The 17,878-nt window shown below is 35.4% G+C and carries 17 protein-coding genes; 14 read left to right on the forward strand and 3 right to left on the reverse strand.

Annotation, left to right across the window (positions count from 1 at the left end; all coding sequences use genetic code 11):
- Window positions 1-302: 302 nt before the first annotated feature.
- Both KYG33_RS02135 and KYG33_RS02140 read left to right on the forward strand, forming a co-directional pair.
- Window positions 303-668, forward strand: coding sequence for an RNA recognition motif domain-containing protein (locus KYG33_RS02135; protein ID WP_047384580.1), 366 nt, complete (start codon window positions 303-305; stop codon window positions 666-668).
- Between the two features lie 138 nt (window positions 669-806).
- On the forward strand, window positions 807-1,559 hold the full coding sequence (locus tag KYG33_RS02140) for a hypothetical protein (protein ID WP_219072580.1): 753 nt from the start codon (window positions 807-809) through the stop codon (window positions 1,557-1,559).
- Window positions 1,560-1,617: 58 nt separating this feature from the next.
- Here the strand turns inward: KYG33_RS02140 and KYG33_RS02145 are convergent, their stop codons facing one another.
- Genes KYG33_RS02145 through KYG33_RS02155 form a run of 3 tightly spaced genes read right to left on the reverse strand, consistent with a single transcriptional unit; the run spans window position 1,618 to window position 4,529 of the window.
- Complete coding sequence (locus KYG33_RS02145) at window positions 1,618-3,402, reverse strand: DUF4153 domain-containing protein (protein ID WP_219072581.1); 1,785 nt, start codon at window positions 3,400-3,402, stop codon at window positions 1,618-1,620.
- Window positions 3,403-3,426: 24 nt separating this feature from the next.
- Window positions 3,427-3,918 (reverse strand): BlaI/MecI/CopY family transcriptional regulator, encoded by a 492-nt coding sequence (locus tag KYG33_RS02150; protein ID WP_219072582.1) that lies wholly within the window; start codon window positions 3,916-3,918, stop codon window positions 3,427-3,429.
- A gap of 8 nt (window positions 3,919-3,926) precedes the next feature.
- On the reverse strand, window positions 3,927-4,529 hold the full coding sequence (locus tag KYG33_RS02155; RefSeq protein WP_077414389.1) for a phosphatase PAP2 family protein: 603 nt from the start codon (window positions 4,527-4,529) through the stop codon (window positions 3,927-3,929).
- Between the two features lie 200 nt (window positions 4,530-4,729).
- Here KYG33_RS02155 and KYG33_RS02160 point away from each other — a divergent pair, with 200 nt between their 5' ends.
- From KYG33_RS02160 to KYG33_RS02215, 12 genes are all read left to right on the forward strand, one after another.
- Window positions 4,730-5,161: an NIPSNAP family protein gene (locus tag KYG33_RS02160; protein ID WP_077414387.1), complete on the forward strand. Its 432-nt coding sequence runs from the start codon at window positions 4,730-4,732 to the stop codon at window positions 5,159-5,161.
- Between the two features lie 317 nt (window positions 5,162-5,478).
- Window positions 5,479-6,480, forward strand: a complete 1,002-nt coding sequence (pdhA, locus tag KYG33_RS02165; RefSeq protein WP_047384590.1) for a pyruvate dehydrogenase (acetyl-transferring) E1 component subunit alpha — start codon at window positions 5,479-5,481, stop codon at window positions 6,478-6,480.
- A gap of 86 nt (window positions 6,481-6,566) precedes the next feature.
- A complete protein-coding gene (locus KYG33_RS02170; protein ID WP_077414385.1) occupies window positions 6,567-8,162 on the forward strand; it encodes a 2-oxo acid dehydrogenase subunit E2 in 1,596 nt (531 codons plus the stop codon).
- 291 nt (window positions 8,163-8,453) lie between these two features.
- On the forward strand, window positions 8,454-9,122 hold the full coding sequence (locus KYG33_RS02175) for an ABC transporter ATP-binding protein (protein WP_047384594.1): 669 nt from the start codon (window positions 8,454-8,456) through the stop codon (window positions 9,120-9,122).
- A gap of 16 nt (window positions 9,123-9,138) precedes the next feature.
- A complete protein-coding gene (locus tag KYG33_RS02180; protein WP_219072583.1) occupies window positions 9,139-9,717 on the forward strand; it encodes a murein L,D-transpeptidase catalytic domain-containing protein in 579 nt (192 codons plus the stop codon).
- An 18-nt stretch (window positions 9,718-9,735) separates the two neighbouring features.
- Window positions 9,736-10,413 carry a RadC family protein gene (gene radC / locus KYG33_RS02185; RefSeq protein ID WP_077414381.1) on the forward strand — a complete coding sequence of 226 codons (678 nt, stop codon included), beginning with the start codon at window positions 9,736-9,738 and terminating at the stop codon, window positions 10,411-10,413.
- Window positions 10,410-11,324, forward strand: a complete 915-nt coding sequence (locus KYG33_RS02190; RefSeq protein WP_219072584.1) for a hypothetical protein — start codon at window positions 10,410-10,412, stop codon at window positions 11,322-11,324. The genes radC and KYG33_RS02190 overlap by 4 nt, the downstream gene beginning before the upstream one ends.
- A 73-nt stretch (window positions 11,325-11,397) precedes the next feature.
- Window positions 11,398-12,330 carry a phytanoyl-CoA dioxygenase family protein gene (locus KYG33_RS02195; RefSeq protein ID WP_077414377.1) on the forward strand — a complete coding sequence of 311 codons (933 nt, stop codon included), beginning with the start codon at window positions 11,398-11,400 and terminating at the stop codon, window positions 12,328-12,330.
- A 76-nt stretch (window positions 12,331-12,406) separates the two neighbouring features.
- Window positions 12,407-13,582 (forward strand): hypothetical protein, encoded by a 1,176-nt coding sequence (locus tag KYG33_RS02200; RefSeq protein WP_219072585.1) that lies wholly within the window; start codon window positions 12,407-12,409, stop codon window positions 13,580-13,582.
- Between the two features lie 24 nt (window positions 13,583-13,606).
- The gene (locus KYG33_RS02205) at window positions 13,607-14,119 is read left to right on the forward strand and encodes a hypothetical protein (protein WP_077414373.1); all 513 of its coding nucleotides are present in this window, start codon (window positions 13,607-13,609) and stop codon (window positions 14,117-14,119) included.
- A 17-nt stretch (window positions 14,120-14,136) separates the two neighbouring features.
- Window positions 14,137-14,748 carry an inorganic pyrophosphatase gene (locus KYG33_RS02210; protein ID WP_077414371.1) on the forward strand — a complete coding sequence of 204 codons (612 nt, stop codon included), beginning with the start codon at window positions 14,137-14,139 and terminating at the stop codon, window positions 14,746-14,748.
- 320 nt (window positions 14,749-15,068) lie between these two features.
- Entirely contained in the window at window positions 15,069-17,801 is a 2,733-nt protein-coding gene (locus KYG33_RS02215) for a sodium-translocating pyrophosphatase (RefSeq protein WP_219072586.1), read from the forward strand.
- The last annotated feature ends 77 nt before the right edge of the window (window positions 17,802-17,878 follow it).

The following is a 17,878-nucleotide window of genomic DNA, read 5'->3' on the forward strand; positions in this document are numbered from 1 at the left end:
CTATCTTGTGGATTATCAAAGTTATAGATGTCTAATATTTTTTTATTTAAAAAAAATTAACTAATTTTATAATAATGAATTTACAAATATAATCACTTGTAAATCAACATGTTTTATTATTGTTTGGTTGTTTTTAACTTTTGAGATTCAACATAATGTGAGAAATATGTAAAAAAAGCTTTGATTTGAAATTTTTAATTGTATCTTGCATACGTTTATATTTGGAATCAATATTTGTTCATTAATTTATGTTGTTTTTCTTTTATATACCAAATTTTTATTAATTTTTTAATTTATTTAAAATGAACATTTTTGTTTCAAACATCAATTACGCAACTAAAGAGTATGAGTTGCACGATCTATTCGCAGAATTTGGTGATGTATCATCAGCTAAAATCGTTACAGACAGAGAAACTGGTCGTTCTAGAGGTTTCGGTTTCGTAGAGATGGGTGATGAAGAAGGACAGCAGGCTATTGAAGCTCTTAATCAAAAAGAATTCAACGGAAAAGCTCTAAACGTATCTGAGGCTAAGCCTAGAGAAGAAAAACCAAGAAGAAGCTTCGACAACAACCGTGGCGGAGGTTATGGTGGTGGTAACAACAACCGTGGCGGAGGCTATGGTGGTGGTAACAACAACCGTGGCGGAGGCGGCGGAAATCGTTGGTAAAAAATATGAAGCGGCTTAAAGCCGCTTTTTTTATGTAATTTAATTTCCAGTAAATCATTTGATTAGAGTTTGTATTGAAATATTGAGGTGTTTTGGCATAATTTTAGAAAATTATCAATCAATCAAAAAGTAATTATAATGAAAAAACATTTATTAGCATTAATGATGGTGTTTGGTGGATTATTAATCAATGCACAAAACATTTATACGGGTCAGAGCCTAGAGCAAAACAGAAAGTATTGGGCAAGTAACAACCGATATTATCTGATTTTTCAGAATGATGGCAACCTTGTTTTATACAATAGAGCTGGTGCCTCAATGTGGGATGCCAAAACAAATAATAAGGGAGTAAGAGCAGTTTTTCAGGAGGATGGAAACTTAGTAGTTTATACTCCGGGAAACGGAGTGGCTTTCAGTTCTAATACCAATGGCAGAAGAGCAGAAAGGTTAACTGTTCAGGATGACGGTAATCTTGTGATTTATAATGGTTCAAATCCTTTATGGGCGTCAAAAAGCGATTTAAAAAATGGCGGAAGAAATAATGGCTTCGGTCGCGGAAATGGTAATGTAAATACAGGACACAGATTCCGCAAAGGTGAAAAAGTATTTTCTCCTAATGGCAACTATTATTTAGGTTTCCAAAATGATGGAAATCTGGTTTTATCCTATGATAGCGGTGATGTAATCTGGGCAGCCGGAACAGATAACAAAGGGAGCAGAGCTGAATTTCAAACTGATGGAAACCTTGTTGTATATGATTCTTATAATAAACCTGTCTGGAGTTCAAATACTTCCCGCAGAGGAGCGAATAAGCTTTCCGTACAAAATGACGGAAATCTGGTAATCTACGGAGATTATACTCCACTATGGAGTTCCGGAACCAATAGATAAAACATTTTCTATATACAATAAAAAAGACTGTCCCTGTGGCAGTCTTTTTTATGATTTATTATTTTAATCTTATCAGAATATAAACATTCTCATAATAAATGCTGGCCAGCTCATTATCTGAATATTTTTCTTTTGTAATTTCACTGAAAATAAGCTTGACATGGTACTTGCCCAAATCAGATTCCATTGCTATATCAGGAACTTTTACGGTGCCGTTTTTGTTTTTGTTTTCTTCAAATAAATGAATGATTTTCGGCCCAAAATCTACCTCTTCTTTAGAATTTAATCTCAGTCTCAATGAGGATTTATCAGTCAGCTGATCTATAAGTTCAAACTGGTCTTCATTCAGTTTCTGCGGGTCGCTGCTGTAACGATGGAAAGAAAGTAAATACTGATAGTTTTCGATTCCTATAATTTGTTTTTCAGGAACAAGAACGATTCTGTTCAGTTCGTAAGGTCTATTTTTAACGGTGATATTTACATCCGAAAATTTATTTTGAATAGTATAATTGATGCTGTAAAATGTACCCTTTTCAATATTATCAGATAACTCATTCTGATCTTTTTTATTCAGGAGACTTGATAAAAATTCACCTTGTTTTCTCTCTGCCAGAAATTCAAATTTATCAGCAATTTCATTACGGATTGTATCTGTAACTTTTTTATTAAAATTAATTTTACCGGCACTGATTAACTGATTTTGATTTAAAATATTCATCAGTTCTGTCTTCTGACTTCTCCTGGCAACACTGAAAGCATTAAAGTAAGGGAAGATTAAAGCAAAAGCTCCAAATAAAAATAAGCTGACTGGAATAAACTTTATTGTTGCCTTTCTATTGAAAATAAAGTAAATAACAATGCTGAGCAGCCAAAGTGCAAGAAGGAAAACAAAGTATCTCGGTTCTGTATAGCCATACTCCAGAATTCTTGTGAAAATAGCCGTGAAAAGCAAGATGATCAAAGGAACAATAGTATAGTAAAATGCCTTTGAAAATATCTTAACCCATGATTTTGCATTTTCCTCTTTTAATGGATGTACCAGAAGCAATGCCAGAATCCCAACAATGCTGTAGGCTAAAACAAGATAAGAAACCCAGCCTCTTGGAAGCTGCCAGTTGATCAGGATTTTAAAAGAATAAAAATAAAGAATTGCTACATAAATAAGCAGCAGCGGGATTAAGATAAACTGAGTGAAAAACTTTAAAACAACAGGATATGTTCCGTCTTTTTCAAGATTATTTAGCCCTTTATCACTGAATAAAAGAAAAATGAAACAGCTCCCGAAAATAGCCAGAACAAAAAATGTATCTGTATAAATTCTGTGATGAAAATGAAAATCAAAAAGTTTATCAACAGCTAAAATGGCCAATTCAACTCCGCCGGTCAAAACGCCTGTGAATACAACAGTAAGGAAGAAATTGACAAAAAGATTTTTGTTATACTGCCAGAATCTGAGCTCTCTGTCTTTTTGAAGAAACGGAATAAAAGAAACCAATAAGTGGGAGAGAAGAGCCGTAATTGCAATGATATAAGCATAAACTTCGGTGAAATTATTCTTTTTATCAGGCAGGATACAGTAGAACCCAATAAGAAAAGCAACGCCACATAAGTGTAATAGTAACTCTTTCCCGATTCTCTGTGATACCATTTTCAGGGCAAACATGAGCGAAATACCGAGACAGGCACAAATAGTGAACTTTATATATGTTGTAACTTGTTCAAGCTCTGTTTCAACAATGCAGATGGCACCAACTGCAGCTAATAAAGCCACTGCCAGAACCATTGGATAACGGAAAATGACCTCATTAGCCCGGCTTAATGTTTCTTGGAATTTTGTTTTCATAATTTGGTGTTTTTGAGAGTAAGATTAATCTTTTTTCTTCTTTTTCTTTTTGTCCTTGTCCTTGTCTTTCTCTTTTCCTTTGGTTCTCTTTTCTTTTTTAGGACTTAAGATTTCTTCAGCAATTTCAAACTTCGGTTCTTCAACCTTTGCTGGTTTTATTTCGATTTTTAGATCAAAATATCCTTTCATATCTTCCTGGGAGATTAATTTTTGGCTTAATAAAAGCTCCAGGATTTCCTTCCCTGAATTATTAAAGAAGGTATGTGAAAGTTCTTTCAATAGAAATTTTTTATATCCTTCCAAAGGAACAAGCACTGTATATTTGAAAATTCTTCCTTCTTTTACGGTGGATAGATAGCCTTTCTCAACCAATATTTTCAAATAAGTTGAAACCGTATTCTGGTGTGGTTTAGGTTCCGGATGCTGTTCCATAACTTCCTTCAGATAGAAAGATTCCATTTTCCAAAACAGCTTCATAAAGTTTTCTTCTGCGGCAGTAAGATGATTTATTTTCATAGAGAATTCTAATGTTGAAATTGAATATTGCAATAAAGATAGATAAAAGATACCATAAAAGCTATTCCAGCTCCCATAAATACTTCTTTTACGGTATGTCTTTTTAAAATAACGCGGGTAATCCCGACCAAAGCGGCAATTCCCAGCCATAACAGACCCATTTTCCAGTTGAGGCTAAAAAATAATGCTGCTACAAATATATTGAATGCGGTATGCATCGAGCTTTTGATGAAAAGATTGCTGATCTGTAACGCAAAAAGAAGAATTAAAATAAACAGCATGACAAGATCAACAGATCCGTTTCTGATGTAATGGAAAAGAAGATAAGCAACCACACAGACTGCTATAAATATATACAGTGTTTTTCTTTGAACCCGGTTGGATACATCCATATTGGTATATCTTCCTGTTTTCACATTCCATACCAGCCAAATGACAACCGGGATAATAATCATTGCTAATATGGGAATGAAGTACATCATAGAATCTTTAAGAGTGTATTCCCTGATACTCATATATATGAAAAAAATGATCAGAGAGACCAGAGGATTGAAAAAATCGGAGATGACTTTTGAAATTTTGTGTAATAATGAAGACTGCTTTTCTTCCATAATCAAATTTAAAAACCAAATATACCAATATAACCTCAAAAACCAAACGAAAAAGCAGAGGGGTGAAAGGTGCTGGATTATCTGAAAATGACTCAATGTCAGTTGCTTTTGATAAATAAAATTTTTTTCAGCTTTTTTAAACTAATATTAAATTTTGCCGAAAATGTATACCTTTAGCTAACCAGTTTTAATCTTATATCATGAAACATTTATTCACATTCTTCCTGATAATTGCAGGTTGTTTTACTTTTGGACAAAAGCTTTCTCAGGAAAATACTTCTGCACTGCCAGCTCCTGTGCATCAGTTAAGAATTTATGAAGTTCCCAAAGAGAATAAGCAGGTTTTTCTGGACCGCTTCAGGGATCATGCACTCAGGATAATGAAGAAATATGGTTTTACTATTGTATCGATCTGGGAATCGGAATTCAGGGAAAAAACAGAATTTGTTTACCTGCTTGAGTGGAAAGATGAATATACAATGAAAACAGCGTGGGAAGGATTTATGGCAGATAAAGAATGGAAGGAGATTAAAGCGAGAACAGCAAAACAATATGGTAATTTCGTTAATGAAATTGAAGACAGAACCCTGAAACTTACAGATTTTTCCCCGGAAAAGAAGCTCTTGAAATAACCAAAAGATATATTAACAATAATTAAAGAGGAAAGAAACAGGGGCGCAAAAAGTAACAAATCCTGATGTCTCCGAATTATGTATTGTTTCAGAAAAACCATATGGATAGGCTGATTCCTTATATATCATGGTAAGAATGTAATGGATAAAGCGCCACCTCATCAGTCTTTCAAGGGGTCGAAAATTAAGAATAATCCATTCGGCCTGCAAATAGATTTTACAGAAAAAACGAAAAGTTATCTATGTATAGAATAAAAACAAAGTTTTTTTCATAATTTTGCTCAACTATTTCATCATAAAAAAGCAAGAGCTAACACATGAAAGAATTTTCTAAAGAGGTATACCTGAAGTGGTATGAAGATATGACAATGTGGAGAAGGTTTGAAGACAAATGCCGTTCTCTTTACCTAAAACAAAAGATCAGAGGATTTTTACATTTGTATAACGGTCAGGAGGCTATTCCTGCAGGATTCACGCATGCCATGGATCTGACAAAGGATAGTATGATTACTGCTTACAGATGTCACATCCATCCAATGGCGATGGGAGTAGATCCCAAAAGAATTATGGCTGAACTTTGCGGTAAAGCTACAGGTACATCCGGAGGTATGGGTGGATCTATGCACATTTTCAGTAAAGAACACCGTTTTTACGGAGGACACGGTATCGTTGGAGGACAAATTCCTTTGGGGGCAGGGATTGCTTTTGCAGATAAATATTTCGACAGAAAAGCAGTGAATATCTGTTTCTTCGGAGATGGAGCTGCAAGACAAGGTTCTTTACATGAGACATTCAATATGGCGATGAACTGGAAACTTCCTGTAGTATTTGTGGTAGAAAACAACCAATATGCAATGGGAACTTCTGTAAAAAGAACAGCCAACCACGAAGATATCTATAAACTAGGATTAGGATACGAAATGCCTTGTCTTGCTGTAGATGCAATGGATCCTGAAAAAGTAGCTGAAGCTGCTTATGAGGCTATTGAAAGAGCAAGAAGAGGAGATGGACCTACATTCATTGAAGCAAGAACATACCGTTACAGAGGACACTCTATGTCTGATGCTGAGCCATACAGATCTAAAGAAGAAGTGGCTATTCATAAAAACGATGACCCAATTGAGCTTGTAAAACATAGAATTTTAGAAAACGGATGGGCTACGGAAGCAGACTTGGAAGCGATGGATAATAAATCAAGAGACTTCGTTGAGGAGTGTATTGAATTTATGGAAAATTCTCCATATCCAGAGGCAGAAAAGATCTATGAGTATGTATATGCTCAGGAAAACTATCCATTCCTAGACAAATTAGAAAATTAATAATTAGATAATTTGAGAATTTGAAAATGAATTAGATTTTTTAATTCTCTCATCATCACATTAACAAATTATCATATTAGAAAATTATGGCAGAAGTAATTACGATGCCCCGCCTATCCGACACTATGACGGAAGGTAAAGTGGCAAAATGGCATAAAAAAGTAGGAGATAAAGTAAAAGAAGGAGATATTTTAGCGGAAATTGAAACCGATAAAGCTGTTCAGGATTTTGAATCTGAAATAGAAGGTACCCTTTTATACGTAGGCGTAGAAGAAGGAGGCGCTGCTGCTGTAGACTCTGTTTTGGCTATTATCGGGAATGAAGGAGAAGATATTTCAGGATTGACAGGTGGAGCTGCTGCTCCCGCTGCAGGAACTGAAGAAAAAAAATCAGAAGAACAGCCTAAAGCAGAAACTGCTGCCCCTGTTGCTGCGGAAGTTCCGGCTGGAGTAGAAGTTATTACAATGCCAAGACTTTCTGATACAATGACAGAAGGTAAAGTAGCTAAATGGCACAAAAATGTAGGAGATACAGTAAAAGAAGGTGATCTTCTTGCTGAGATCGAAACAGATAAAGCAGTACAGGATTTCGAATCTGAATTCAATGGCGTATTATTGAAGCAGGGTGTAGAAGAAGGAGGTGCTGCTCCGGTTGATTCTGTATTAGCAATCATTGGTCCTGCAGGAACAGATGTTTCTGCTGTAGGAGCTCCAAAAGCTGAAGCTGCATCAACTGAAAAACCGGCTGAACAGAAAGCAGAAGTTAAAACAGAAGAAAAAGCGGCTCCTGCTGCAGACTCTTCATCTTCTGACAGAGTAGCAATCTCTCCACTGGCTAAGAAAATGGCTCAGGATAAAGGGGTTGATATCCACAGTGTTCAGGGATCTGGTGAAAACGGAAGAATCGTTAAAAAAGATATCGAAAACTATCAGCCAGCTGCAAAACCAGCTGCTTTAGCTCCAACAGCAAGTGCTGCTCCGGTTGCAGTAAGCTTTGTACAGGGTGAAGATACAGAGACTCCAAACTCTCAGGTAAGAAATATTATTGCAAAACGTCTTTCTGAAAGTAAATTCTCTGCTCCTCATTACTATCTGATGGTTGAGATCAACATGGATAAAGCTATTGAAGCAAGAAAAGAAATCAATTCTTTACCTGATACTAAAATCTCTTTCAATGATATGATCATTAAAGCAACTGCAATTGCTTTAAGAAAACACCCTCAGGTAAATTCAAGCTGGGCAGGTGATAAGATCATCCATAGAGGAAATATCAATATTGGTGTAGCAGTAGCTATTCCTGACGGATTGGTAGTGCCTGTATTGAAAAATACAGATCAGATGACATATACACAGATTTCTGCATCCGTAAAAGATATGGCTTCAAGAGCTAAGAGCAAAGGTCTTAAGGCTAACGAAATGGAAGGATCTACATTCTCTATTTCCAACTTAGGAATGTTCGGAATCGAAACCTTTACAAGTATCATCAATCAGCCAAACTCTGCCATCCTTTCAGTAGGAGCAATTATAGAGAAACCAATCGTAAAAGATGGTCAGATCGTAGTTGGAAACACAATGAAACTTTCATTGGCATGTGACCACAGAGTTGTAGATGGTGCTACAGGTGCTCAATTCTTACAGACATTAAGAACATATTTAGAAAGTCCATTAACATTGTTACTGTAATTTTCTGAAATGAAAATATTGAAACCTCCCAGCTTGGGAGGTTTTTTGTTTTGGCTACATTAAAATGCAGATTCTTAATAAACTTATAGGAGGGAAATAAACTCTGAAAAAGAGAAAATACTTTTTTACATACGTTTTATAGCCAAAACATGAAGAAAATAATTAAAAAAATTAATAGAAAAGACCTATATAAATGGATGAAGAAAATCTAATCGTAATAAAAGTAAAATAAAATACAAACCGCTTCAAAAAGCGGTTTTTTATTTGAAGGCAATTCACTATTTTTGAATCATGATTAAAGCAAGAAATATCCATAAATCTTATGGGAATTTAGAAGTACTGAAAGGAGTTGATATCCATATCAAAATGGGTGAGGTAGTTTCTATTGTTGGAGAATCAGGAGCAGGTAAATCTACGTTACTGCAGATTTTAGGAACGCTGGATCATCCGAGTCAATCCAACAAATATGATACTGAAATTGAAATAGCAGGAGAATCATTTATTAATATGAATGATAAACAGCTTTCAAAGTTCAGAAACCAGAATATCGGTTTTGTATTTCAGTTTCATCAGCTTCTTCCTGAGTTTACAGCGCTGGAAAATGTATTGCTTCCGACAAAAATTGCCGGAGCCAATGAAAAAGAAGCACTTGAAAAAGCTTATGCTTTATTTGAAGATTTAAAAATAGAACAGAGACTACAGCATAAACCCAATCAGCTTTCAGGTGGAGAGGCGCAAAGGGTAGCTGTAGCAAGAGCTTTAATCAACTCACCGAAAATCATTTTTGCAGATGAACCTACAGGTAACCTGGATTCTAAAAATGCGGATGATCTTCACAGATTGTTTTTTGATCTTAGAGACAAATACAACCAAACTTTTGTAATTGTAACCCATAACCCGAATCTTGCAGAAATTACAGACCGCAAGCTCGTTATGAAAGACGGAATGATCATAGAATAGAAGTATACAATAGCAGATGATGAAACACCTTATTTTTCTTTTTATAATTTTAATTTCCTGTTCAAAAGCTGAATCCCAGCAGTTGAATTCACTGCATGTGCCTCAGGCAAGGATTTCGGAAATTAAAAACTATATTAAAGGGAAAGAGTATAATCAGGAATTGGCTGTTTTTATCAACTTTAAGATACCTTCCGGGAAATACCGTTATTTCATTTATAATCTGAAAAATAATACAATTGTACAACAGGCCGTTGTATCCCATGGTTCAGGTTCAGTCATTCCACGGTCTGATGCTTTAAAATTCAGTAATATTGAAGGTTCCTATCAGTCGTCTTTGGGAAAATATGTCATTGGAGAAAGCTATGTAGGAAAGTTTGGTAAAGCTTACCGGTTAAAAGGGCTTGATTCTACGAACAGCAATGCAATGCAGAGGGCAATTGTCCTTCATTCCTACGGATGCATTCCGGATGTGGAATCTCAGACTCCGGCATGTTTAAGCTTAGGATGTCCGATGCTTTCGGTGAATGCTCTGAAAGAAACAGCAATATATGTTGATCAGTCGACTAAACCGATGATCCTGTATGCATTTTATTAATTCATAATCTTTTTTTTCATGGCTATAAAATTTCTTGCAGAAGATGACAGACCCAGAGAAAAGTTTTTGCAGAAAGGCAAAAGCTCACTTTCTGATTCTGAGCTGCTGGCTATTATTATGGGAAGTGGAAATAGAGAAGAAGATGCTCTGGAACTATCACGGAAAATTTTAGCCTCTGTTAATAACAGCTGGCATCAGTTGAGCTTACTTTCTGCTAAAGATCTGATGAAATTCAAAGGGATTGGAGTCACAAAAGCGATTTCAATTATTTCAGCTTTAGAAATCGGAAAAAGAAGAACGGTACAGGAAATTCCTGAAAAAGCAGTAATTGGTAACAGTAATGATGCTTATCTTATTCTTCAAAACCAGCTTTCTGATTTAAGAACAGAAGAGTTCTGGGCTATTTTCCTTAACAACAGCAACAAAGTGATTCATGTTTCCCAACTGACTCAGGGAGGAATAAGCCAATCTATTGTAGATGTAAGAATTCTGTACAAAACAGCACTGGATCATTTTTCAACGGGTATTATCATTGCCCACAACCATCCTTCCGGAAGTTTAAAACCAAGCCGGGAAGATATCAGTATTACACAAAAAATAAAAGAAGCAGGAAATACTTTAAGTATCCAACTTTTAGACCATATTATTGTCACGCAGGATTCCTATTTTAGTTTCTCGGACTCAGGATTATTATGATTAGAAGATTGAAATACCATGAAATTAATTTTGTAAAATATGCTCAATGTTTAGAAAATTCCGAACAAAGAAAATATTCTGCTACAAAAGATTTTTTAGATATAACTTCTACAATGCCATGGGAAATTCTCGTTTATAAGGATTATGAGGCTGTGATGCCTGTCCCTTTTGTAAGAAAATATGGGATGAAAATTGTTCATAATCCGAAACTTTGCCAGCAGCTTGGTGTTTTTTCTGTTAAAGATAATCTTGAACTTAATGAGGCTTTTTTAGAATATCTGGAAAAAAATTACATGATCAGGGCCTATCCGTTCAATGATGTAAACCAGCTTCGAACGAAGATCAGAATCAAGAAGAACTTTTTATTATATCCCAATACTTATGAGAAAGTACGTGCCAATTATTCTCCCAAAAGAAAAAGAAAACTTCGTTTAGATGAAGAAGTTTTAAAAGAATCAGAAGTTAAAACCATTTCTTTTAACAAAGCAAAGACTTTTATAGAAGCCCACACGATAGGGTTGAGTAAAGACAATGATTTGTGTGAATTCATGAGGATTTTTGAGAGTTTTCATAAGTTGGATTACCTGAAGTTCACAGCTTTTTATTATCAAAACAAGATTATCAACGTAATAGCTACTTACAGAGACTGTAACATGGTGGCACTTTTGGGTAATTTTAATGATAAAGATTACGTCAAATTATCTGGAGCTTCAGTATTGATTGATACTCTTATTAAAGATAATATCGAAACTCATATTTTTGACTTTGAAGGGGGAGAGCTACCCAATATTGAAGAATTTTTCAGAGGTTTCCGCCCGGAATTAAGACCTTACGGAATTATCGAAAATTCAAAAAAGAACCTCTTTAAAAAATTAGGGTATCTTATCATGAGAGGGAAGTCATTTTTATGATGAAAAGCATTGTTTAGATTGGTTCTAATTAAGTAATATTCCGTAACTTTATAAAATCCTTAGTAAAACACTTATGTTACAACAGATTCGTCAGTACAAATTATCATATATGCTTTATAACTTGTTTAAAAAGAATAAATTAAAGCATAATATTCCATTGTATAAAAAATACGGAATCAATAAGAATTATTTTTCAAGTATTTCGAGTAAAGATTTTGCTCATCTTCCTGCAAGCGATAGAAAGGTAAATTATGCAAAACTTACAGAAACTCCCTTTTTTAAGAAGTTATCGGAAGAAAATAAAGAAAGTGTTCTTCAGTATGATGATAATGGCTACCTGATTTTGAGAAATTTCCTGACTCCGGAAACGGCTGATCAAATCAATACTGAAATTGATAAGCTGATGGAAGATGGTACACTGAAGTTTATTTACGGGGGAAAACTGATGTTTGCCATTCATCATTCAGAAATTATTAAAAACATTGGAAGTGATAAGGAATTATTAGACTTTTTATCTGTTTTACTGGACGGAAAATCTAAACTTTTCCAAAGTATCAATTTCATCAACGGAAGCCAGCAAAAAACACATTCAGATAGTATTCACATGACGACTTACCCTTTGGGAGGATTACTTGGAGTCTGGATTGCATTGGAAGATGTGGATGAAACGAATGGTGCTCTTCATTACATTCCTAAGAGCCATAAATTACCTTATTTCCTGAATTCTGATTATGATAATGAGGGTACAGCCCTGAAAATCGGTAAGAAAAGTTACAGAGCTTATGAAACATTTCTTGAAGATAAAGTAAAAGAGCTGGGATTGAAAAAAGAAGTCTTTAAGGCAAAAAAAGGGGATCTATTGATCTGGCATGCCAATATTCTCCATGGCGGTGAGCCTCATACGGATAAAAACAGAACTAGAAAAAGCCTTGTATATCATTTCTTTGATGAAAATAGCGTTTGTTATCATGAAGTGACTCAAAGGCCGGCATTGTTTGAATTGTAATCCTTTATTATAAAAGCTTTTTATAAGAATAGAAGTTGATAGTTTTTTTACATTTGTATACTTATAATATCAACGTATGAAAAAAAGGGAGAATATTCTTGTTTTTATATTTTCAATCTATGTATGCATCATGTCATACTACCTGTATGCCAACCATTATTACAATACTGATATGGAAGCTTATATGGGATTGATTTATAAAACGGAATATCCCGAAATGAAAATTGAAGAGATTCATCAGAAAGTATATGATGAATTACGGGAAAAGAATCCTGATTTTGCGGGATTAGGACCTGTAGATCCAATGGTGAAAGAAGTAGCGAAAGGTGAAAGTAGCTATTACAAAATATTGTCACAAAATCCTAAAGCCTATGAAGAAGAATTGAAGCTTTTTGTAGTGAAACCTTTTTATAATTTTATCAATTGGGCATTCTTTAAATTAGGTTTTAGTGCATCTGCTTCCAACTCTTTAATTTCAGCTATTTCTTACGCCCTGATTCTTATTTTGATTTTCGTTTTTTTGATAAAAATTCTGAAAAATTATAGTCTTGCTTTTATCATCACGATTTTAATTTCCTTGTTCAAACCTCTTCAGGAATCAGGCAGGCATGTCTCTGCAGATTCTTTATCATGTCTGTTGCTTCTCTTGAGCTTCTATGTATTTTTAGTAAGAAAAAATTTTTTTCTTGCGGGAATCTTTGCTATGCTGTGTATTCTTACAAGACCGGAATATTTTATTTTTTATTCTTTTCTGTATGGCATTATTTATCTTTATAGAAACAGGCTGCAGGTGAAAACAGTTCCATTATTGATATCATATGGATATCTGTTTCTTTCCTTCTTTTTAATACAGGCTTTTAATCAGGTTTCATGGTCTGCACTCTTTATGAATCAGTTTACTAAAGTTCAGATTTACCCTGTCTCACAACCCGATCCGTTTTCTTTTTCAGATTATATTCATTTTATTAAAAGTAAAATAATGCTGGAGTTCAACGCTTCGTATTTTCCGGTTCTTTTGATTTTTATAATCATTATTCTGGCTAATAATTTTTCACTTTATAATAAAAAAAGACAGGCTCAGGTCTTATTTTTTGTAATTATTTATGGAACTGTCATCATGAGATTCCTGGTTTTTCCGTCCTTGGTAAACAGGATGATGTCGGGCTTTTACCTTATAATTATATTAGCATTAGTTTATATACAAAATTCTAAAGTGGATATCTTTAAAAACTCTTTAGAAGACGGAAAATAATTAGTAATTTTGCAGTCTAAAATTATGACGAGTCTTTCAGGATATCTACCGTATGCATTTGCATTGATTATTGCAATTCCTTTTTTGGTTTTGCTCAGACAATTTGTACATTCGTACATTACTCTTAAAAACCAGGAAATCAAACTACTCACCGTGAAATCTAATTCAGAGAACAAAGCACATTCTTACGAAAGAATGACCTTGTTTCTGGACAGAATGAAGCCGTCAAACCTTATCCATAGATTTGATAGAGAATTAGCGGTTCATGAATTTATTTTCCTTACCGAAAAAACAATCAATGAAGAATTTGAATATAACTCCTCACAGCAGTTATACATCACAAAAAATTCATGGAAGAATATTGTAGACTCTAAAAATGCGATCATAGAATTGCTTCACAAAACCTATGACGGATTGAAAGGGGAGGTTCAACTGGATGAATTCAAAACGATTTTCATCATGAACTACATGGAAGGCAATGATTATATTGTGGAAACAATAGAAGACTTAAGAAAAGAAATCTTAATAATAACTTAAAAAATAACAGATAAATAATGATTCCAAATTTTAAAGCACATCCATGGCACGGAATTTCTGCAGGAGAAGATGCGCCAAATGTTGTAAACGTATTTGTGGAAATTGTTCCTTCAGATACTATTAAATATGAAGTAGATAAAGAAACAGGATACTTAAAAGTAGACAGACCACAGAAATTTTCTAACATCATTCCTGCTTTATATGGTTTTGTTCCAAGAACATACTGTGATAAGGAAGTAATGAGACTTGCTGTAGAAGCAGGAGCTACGGATGTTACAATGGGAGATCATGACCCTCTTGATATTTGTGTTTTAAGTTCTCACAACATCCATGCTGGAGGTTTATTGATGGAAGCTATTCCAATCGGAGGTTTTAAAATGATCGACGGAGGAGAAGCTGATGATAAAATTGTTGCAGTAATGATCAATGACCATGCTTTCGGACACTTCAGAGATATTTCTGAATTACCAGAAGCAGAGGTAAAAAGATTAATGCACTACTTCCTAACGTATAAAAACCTGCCGGATGAGCCTGCTAAATGTAGAATTCAGGAGGTTTATGGAGCTGAGCATGCTAGAAAAGTGATTAAAGCTTCTCAAACAGACTATGCAGATAAATTCGGAGGATAAGATTCTCTTTATTCATAAAATAAAAAAGGGTAGACAGGTTTCTGTTTACTCTTTTTTGTTGAGTAAAAGTCATTGCGAACAGACTGTGAAGCAATCTCAAACTCTGAAAAACCTTTGAATAATTTAAAGGTTTTTTTTATGCATGAAATGTGTCTGAAAGCCTTATTCAGTACTGTTTCTTCATCAATTTCTACCACGATAGGTTCGGTGTCATATTTTTATCCTTTTTGATGGTAAGCATCATACTGTTAAAGTTTTTAGTGCTTTGATGGTAATTATTTATTATATTTAATTTTCTATTACCAAAAAAATATTAAACTATGGATCTATTTGTGTTAGTGCCAATTTTTGGTGTCATCGCTTTACTTTATACATTTCTTCAGAGCAACTGGGTAAATAAACAGAATGCAGGAAATGAAAAAATGAAAATAATCAGCGGCCATATTGCAGACGGTGCAATGGCTTTTCTAAAGGCTGAATATAAAATCTTAATGTACTTCGTGGTGGTAGTCGCTATTTTACTCGCCGTAATGGGATCAAGTAATGCCAACTCGCATTGGAGTATCGGTATTGCCTTTGCAGTAGGAGCTGTATTTTCCGCATTAGCAGGTTTTATCGGGATGAAAATTGCTACCAAAGCCAATGTCAGGACAGCAGAAGCGGCAAGAACTTCACTGTCGAAAGCGCTTAAAGTATCTTTTACAGGAGGTTCTGTTATGGGAATGGGAGTTGCCGGACTTGCTGTTTTAGGCTTAGGAGCATTATTCCTGATCATCAAACAGATTTTTGCACCCGATGCCACAGTAGATTCTCATGAAATGGAAAAGACCATTGAAATTCTCACAGGGTTTTCTCTAGGTGCAGAATCCATAGCACTTTTTGCAAGAGTAGGAGGCGGTATTTATACAAAAGCGGCAGACGTAGGTGCTGACCTTGTAGGGAAAGTAGAAGCGGGAATCCCTGAAGATGATCCCCGAAACCCTGCAACGATTGCAGATAACGTAGGAGATAACGTAGGTGATGTAGCAGGAATGGGAGCCGACCTTTTCGGGTCTTATGTTGCAACAGTTCTGGCAACCATGGTGTTAGGTAGAGAAACTATTTCCGATGATGCCTTCGGTGGTTTTGCTCCAATCCTTTTACCGATGCTGATTGCAGGAACCGGAATTATATTTTCTATGATCGGAACTTTATTTGTGAAAATTAATGATAATGAAGGCTCATCCACTTCCAGTGTACAGAATGCTTTAAACCTTGGAAACTGGGGAAGTATTGTTATTACAGCTATATCATCTTACTTTCTGGTAACTTATATCCTACCTGAAAAAATGGTTCTAAGAGGCCATGAGTTTACTAAAATGGGGGTATTTGGTGCCATCATGGTAGGATTGGTTGTAGGAACTTTAATGAGCATCATAACAGAATACTATACCGCAATGGGTAAAAGACCGGTTTCCAGTATTGTGAGACAGTCTTCTACAGGACACGCAACTAACATTATCGGAGGTTTATCCGTGGGTATGGAATCTACTTTACTTCCGATTATCGTGTTGGCAGGCGGAATCTATGGATCTTATCTGTGTGCCGGGCTTTATGGTGTTGCCATTGCAGCAGCAGGAATGATGGCTACTACAGCTATGCAGCTGGCAATTGATGCCTTTGGACCTATTGCTGATAATGCCGGTGGTATTGCCGAAATGAGTGAACTTCCCAAAGAGGTGCGTGAAAAAACAGATATCCTGGATGCGGTAGGAAATACAACTGCAGCTACCGGAAAAGGATTTGCTATTGCTTCAGCAGCTTTGACAGCATTAGCATTATTTGCAGCTTTTGTTGGAATTGCAGGAATTGACGGAATTGATATTTACAGAGCAGATGTTTTGGCTGGTTTATTTATTGGTGGAATGATTCCGTTTATCTTTTCATCATTGGCAATCACTGCAGTTGGGCAGGCTGCCATGGCGATGGTGGAAGAAGTAAGAAGACAGTTTCGTGAAATTCCGGGAATTTTAGAAGGAAAGGCACAACCTGAATATGAAAAATGTGTTGCTATCTCTACAGATGCCTCCATCAGAAAAATGATGCTGCCTGGTGCTATAGCAATCATTTCCCCACTCTTAATGGGATTTATTTTCGGTCCTGAAGTATTGGGAGGATTTTTGGCTGGTGCCACGGTATGTGGTGTTTTGATGGGAATGTTCCAGAATAACGCAGGAGGTGCCTGGGATAATGCTAAAAAATCATTTGAAAAAGGGGTGGATATTAATGGACAGACCTATTACAAAGGTTCAGAGCCACATAAAGCATCTGTAACAGGAGATACGGTTGGAGATCCTTTTAAAGATACTTCCGGCCCATCCATGAATATTCTGATCAAGTTAATGTCAATTGTTTCTTTGGTTATTGCACCTACTTTAGCTGTTTTGCATAAAGATAAAATTGAAGCCAACAGAAAAGCAAAAATTGAAAGCCTTACCGGAGTATCTGCTGCTACAACGGCTGGTCATGCAGATCTTACAACAGTTCCGGTTTCCTCTGGTGGAGTTCAGGGACATCTTAATGAAAGTGGCGACTTTGTGTATGAAACAGGAAATGTTCAGAAAATAAAATTGGATGGAGGAAAAACGATTGCCATAGGAGATGGAAGCCAGCTTTATCAGCTTTATAATGTGGTGAAACAGAAAGATAAATCTGCTTTAGACCCTAATAAATGGTACACCATTGAAAACCTTTATTTTGAAACAGGTTCCAGTGACCTGAAGGCAGGCTATGAACTCCAGCTGAATACTTTAGCGGAAATCTTAAATGCATATCCTGATCTGAAAATAAAATTAGGCGGATATACAGATAACAGTGGTAATGAAGATAGTAATCTTAAATTATCAAATCTGAGGGCACAAACAGCAAAACTTAAATTACTCGAGCTGGGTGTTTCTGCAGACAGAGTAGAAGCTGAAGGATATGGTTCACAGCATCCGGTATGTGAAGCCAATGACACTGATGAGTGTAAAGCAAAAAACAGAAGAATTGATGCAAGAGTTCTGGCTCTTTAAAATCATTAAAATATAATGGAAGCACTGCCTTGGCGGTGCTTTTTTTATTATATTTTGGGATAGCATGAAAATTAAAA

It is taken from the genome of Chryseobacterium sp. D764 (assembly GCF_019317325.1).
GTDB lineage: Bacteria > Bacteroidota > Bacteroidia > Flavobacteriales > Weeksellaceae > Chryseobacterium.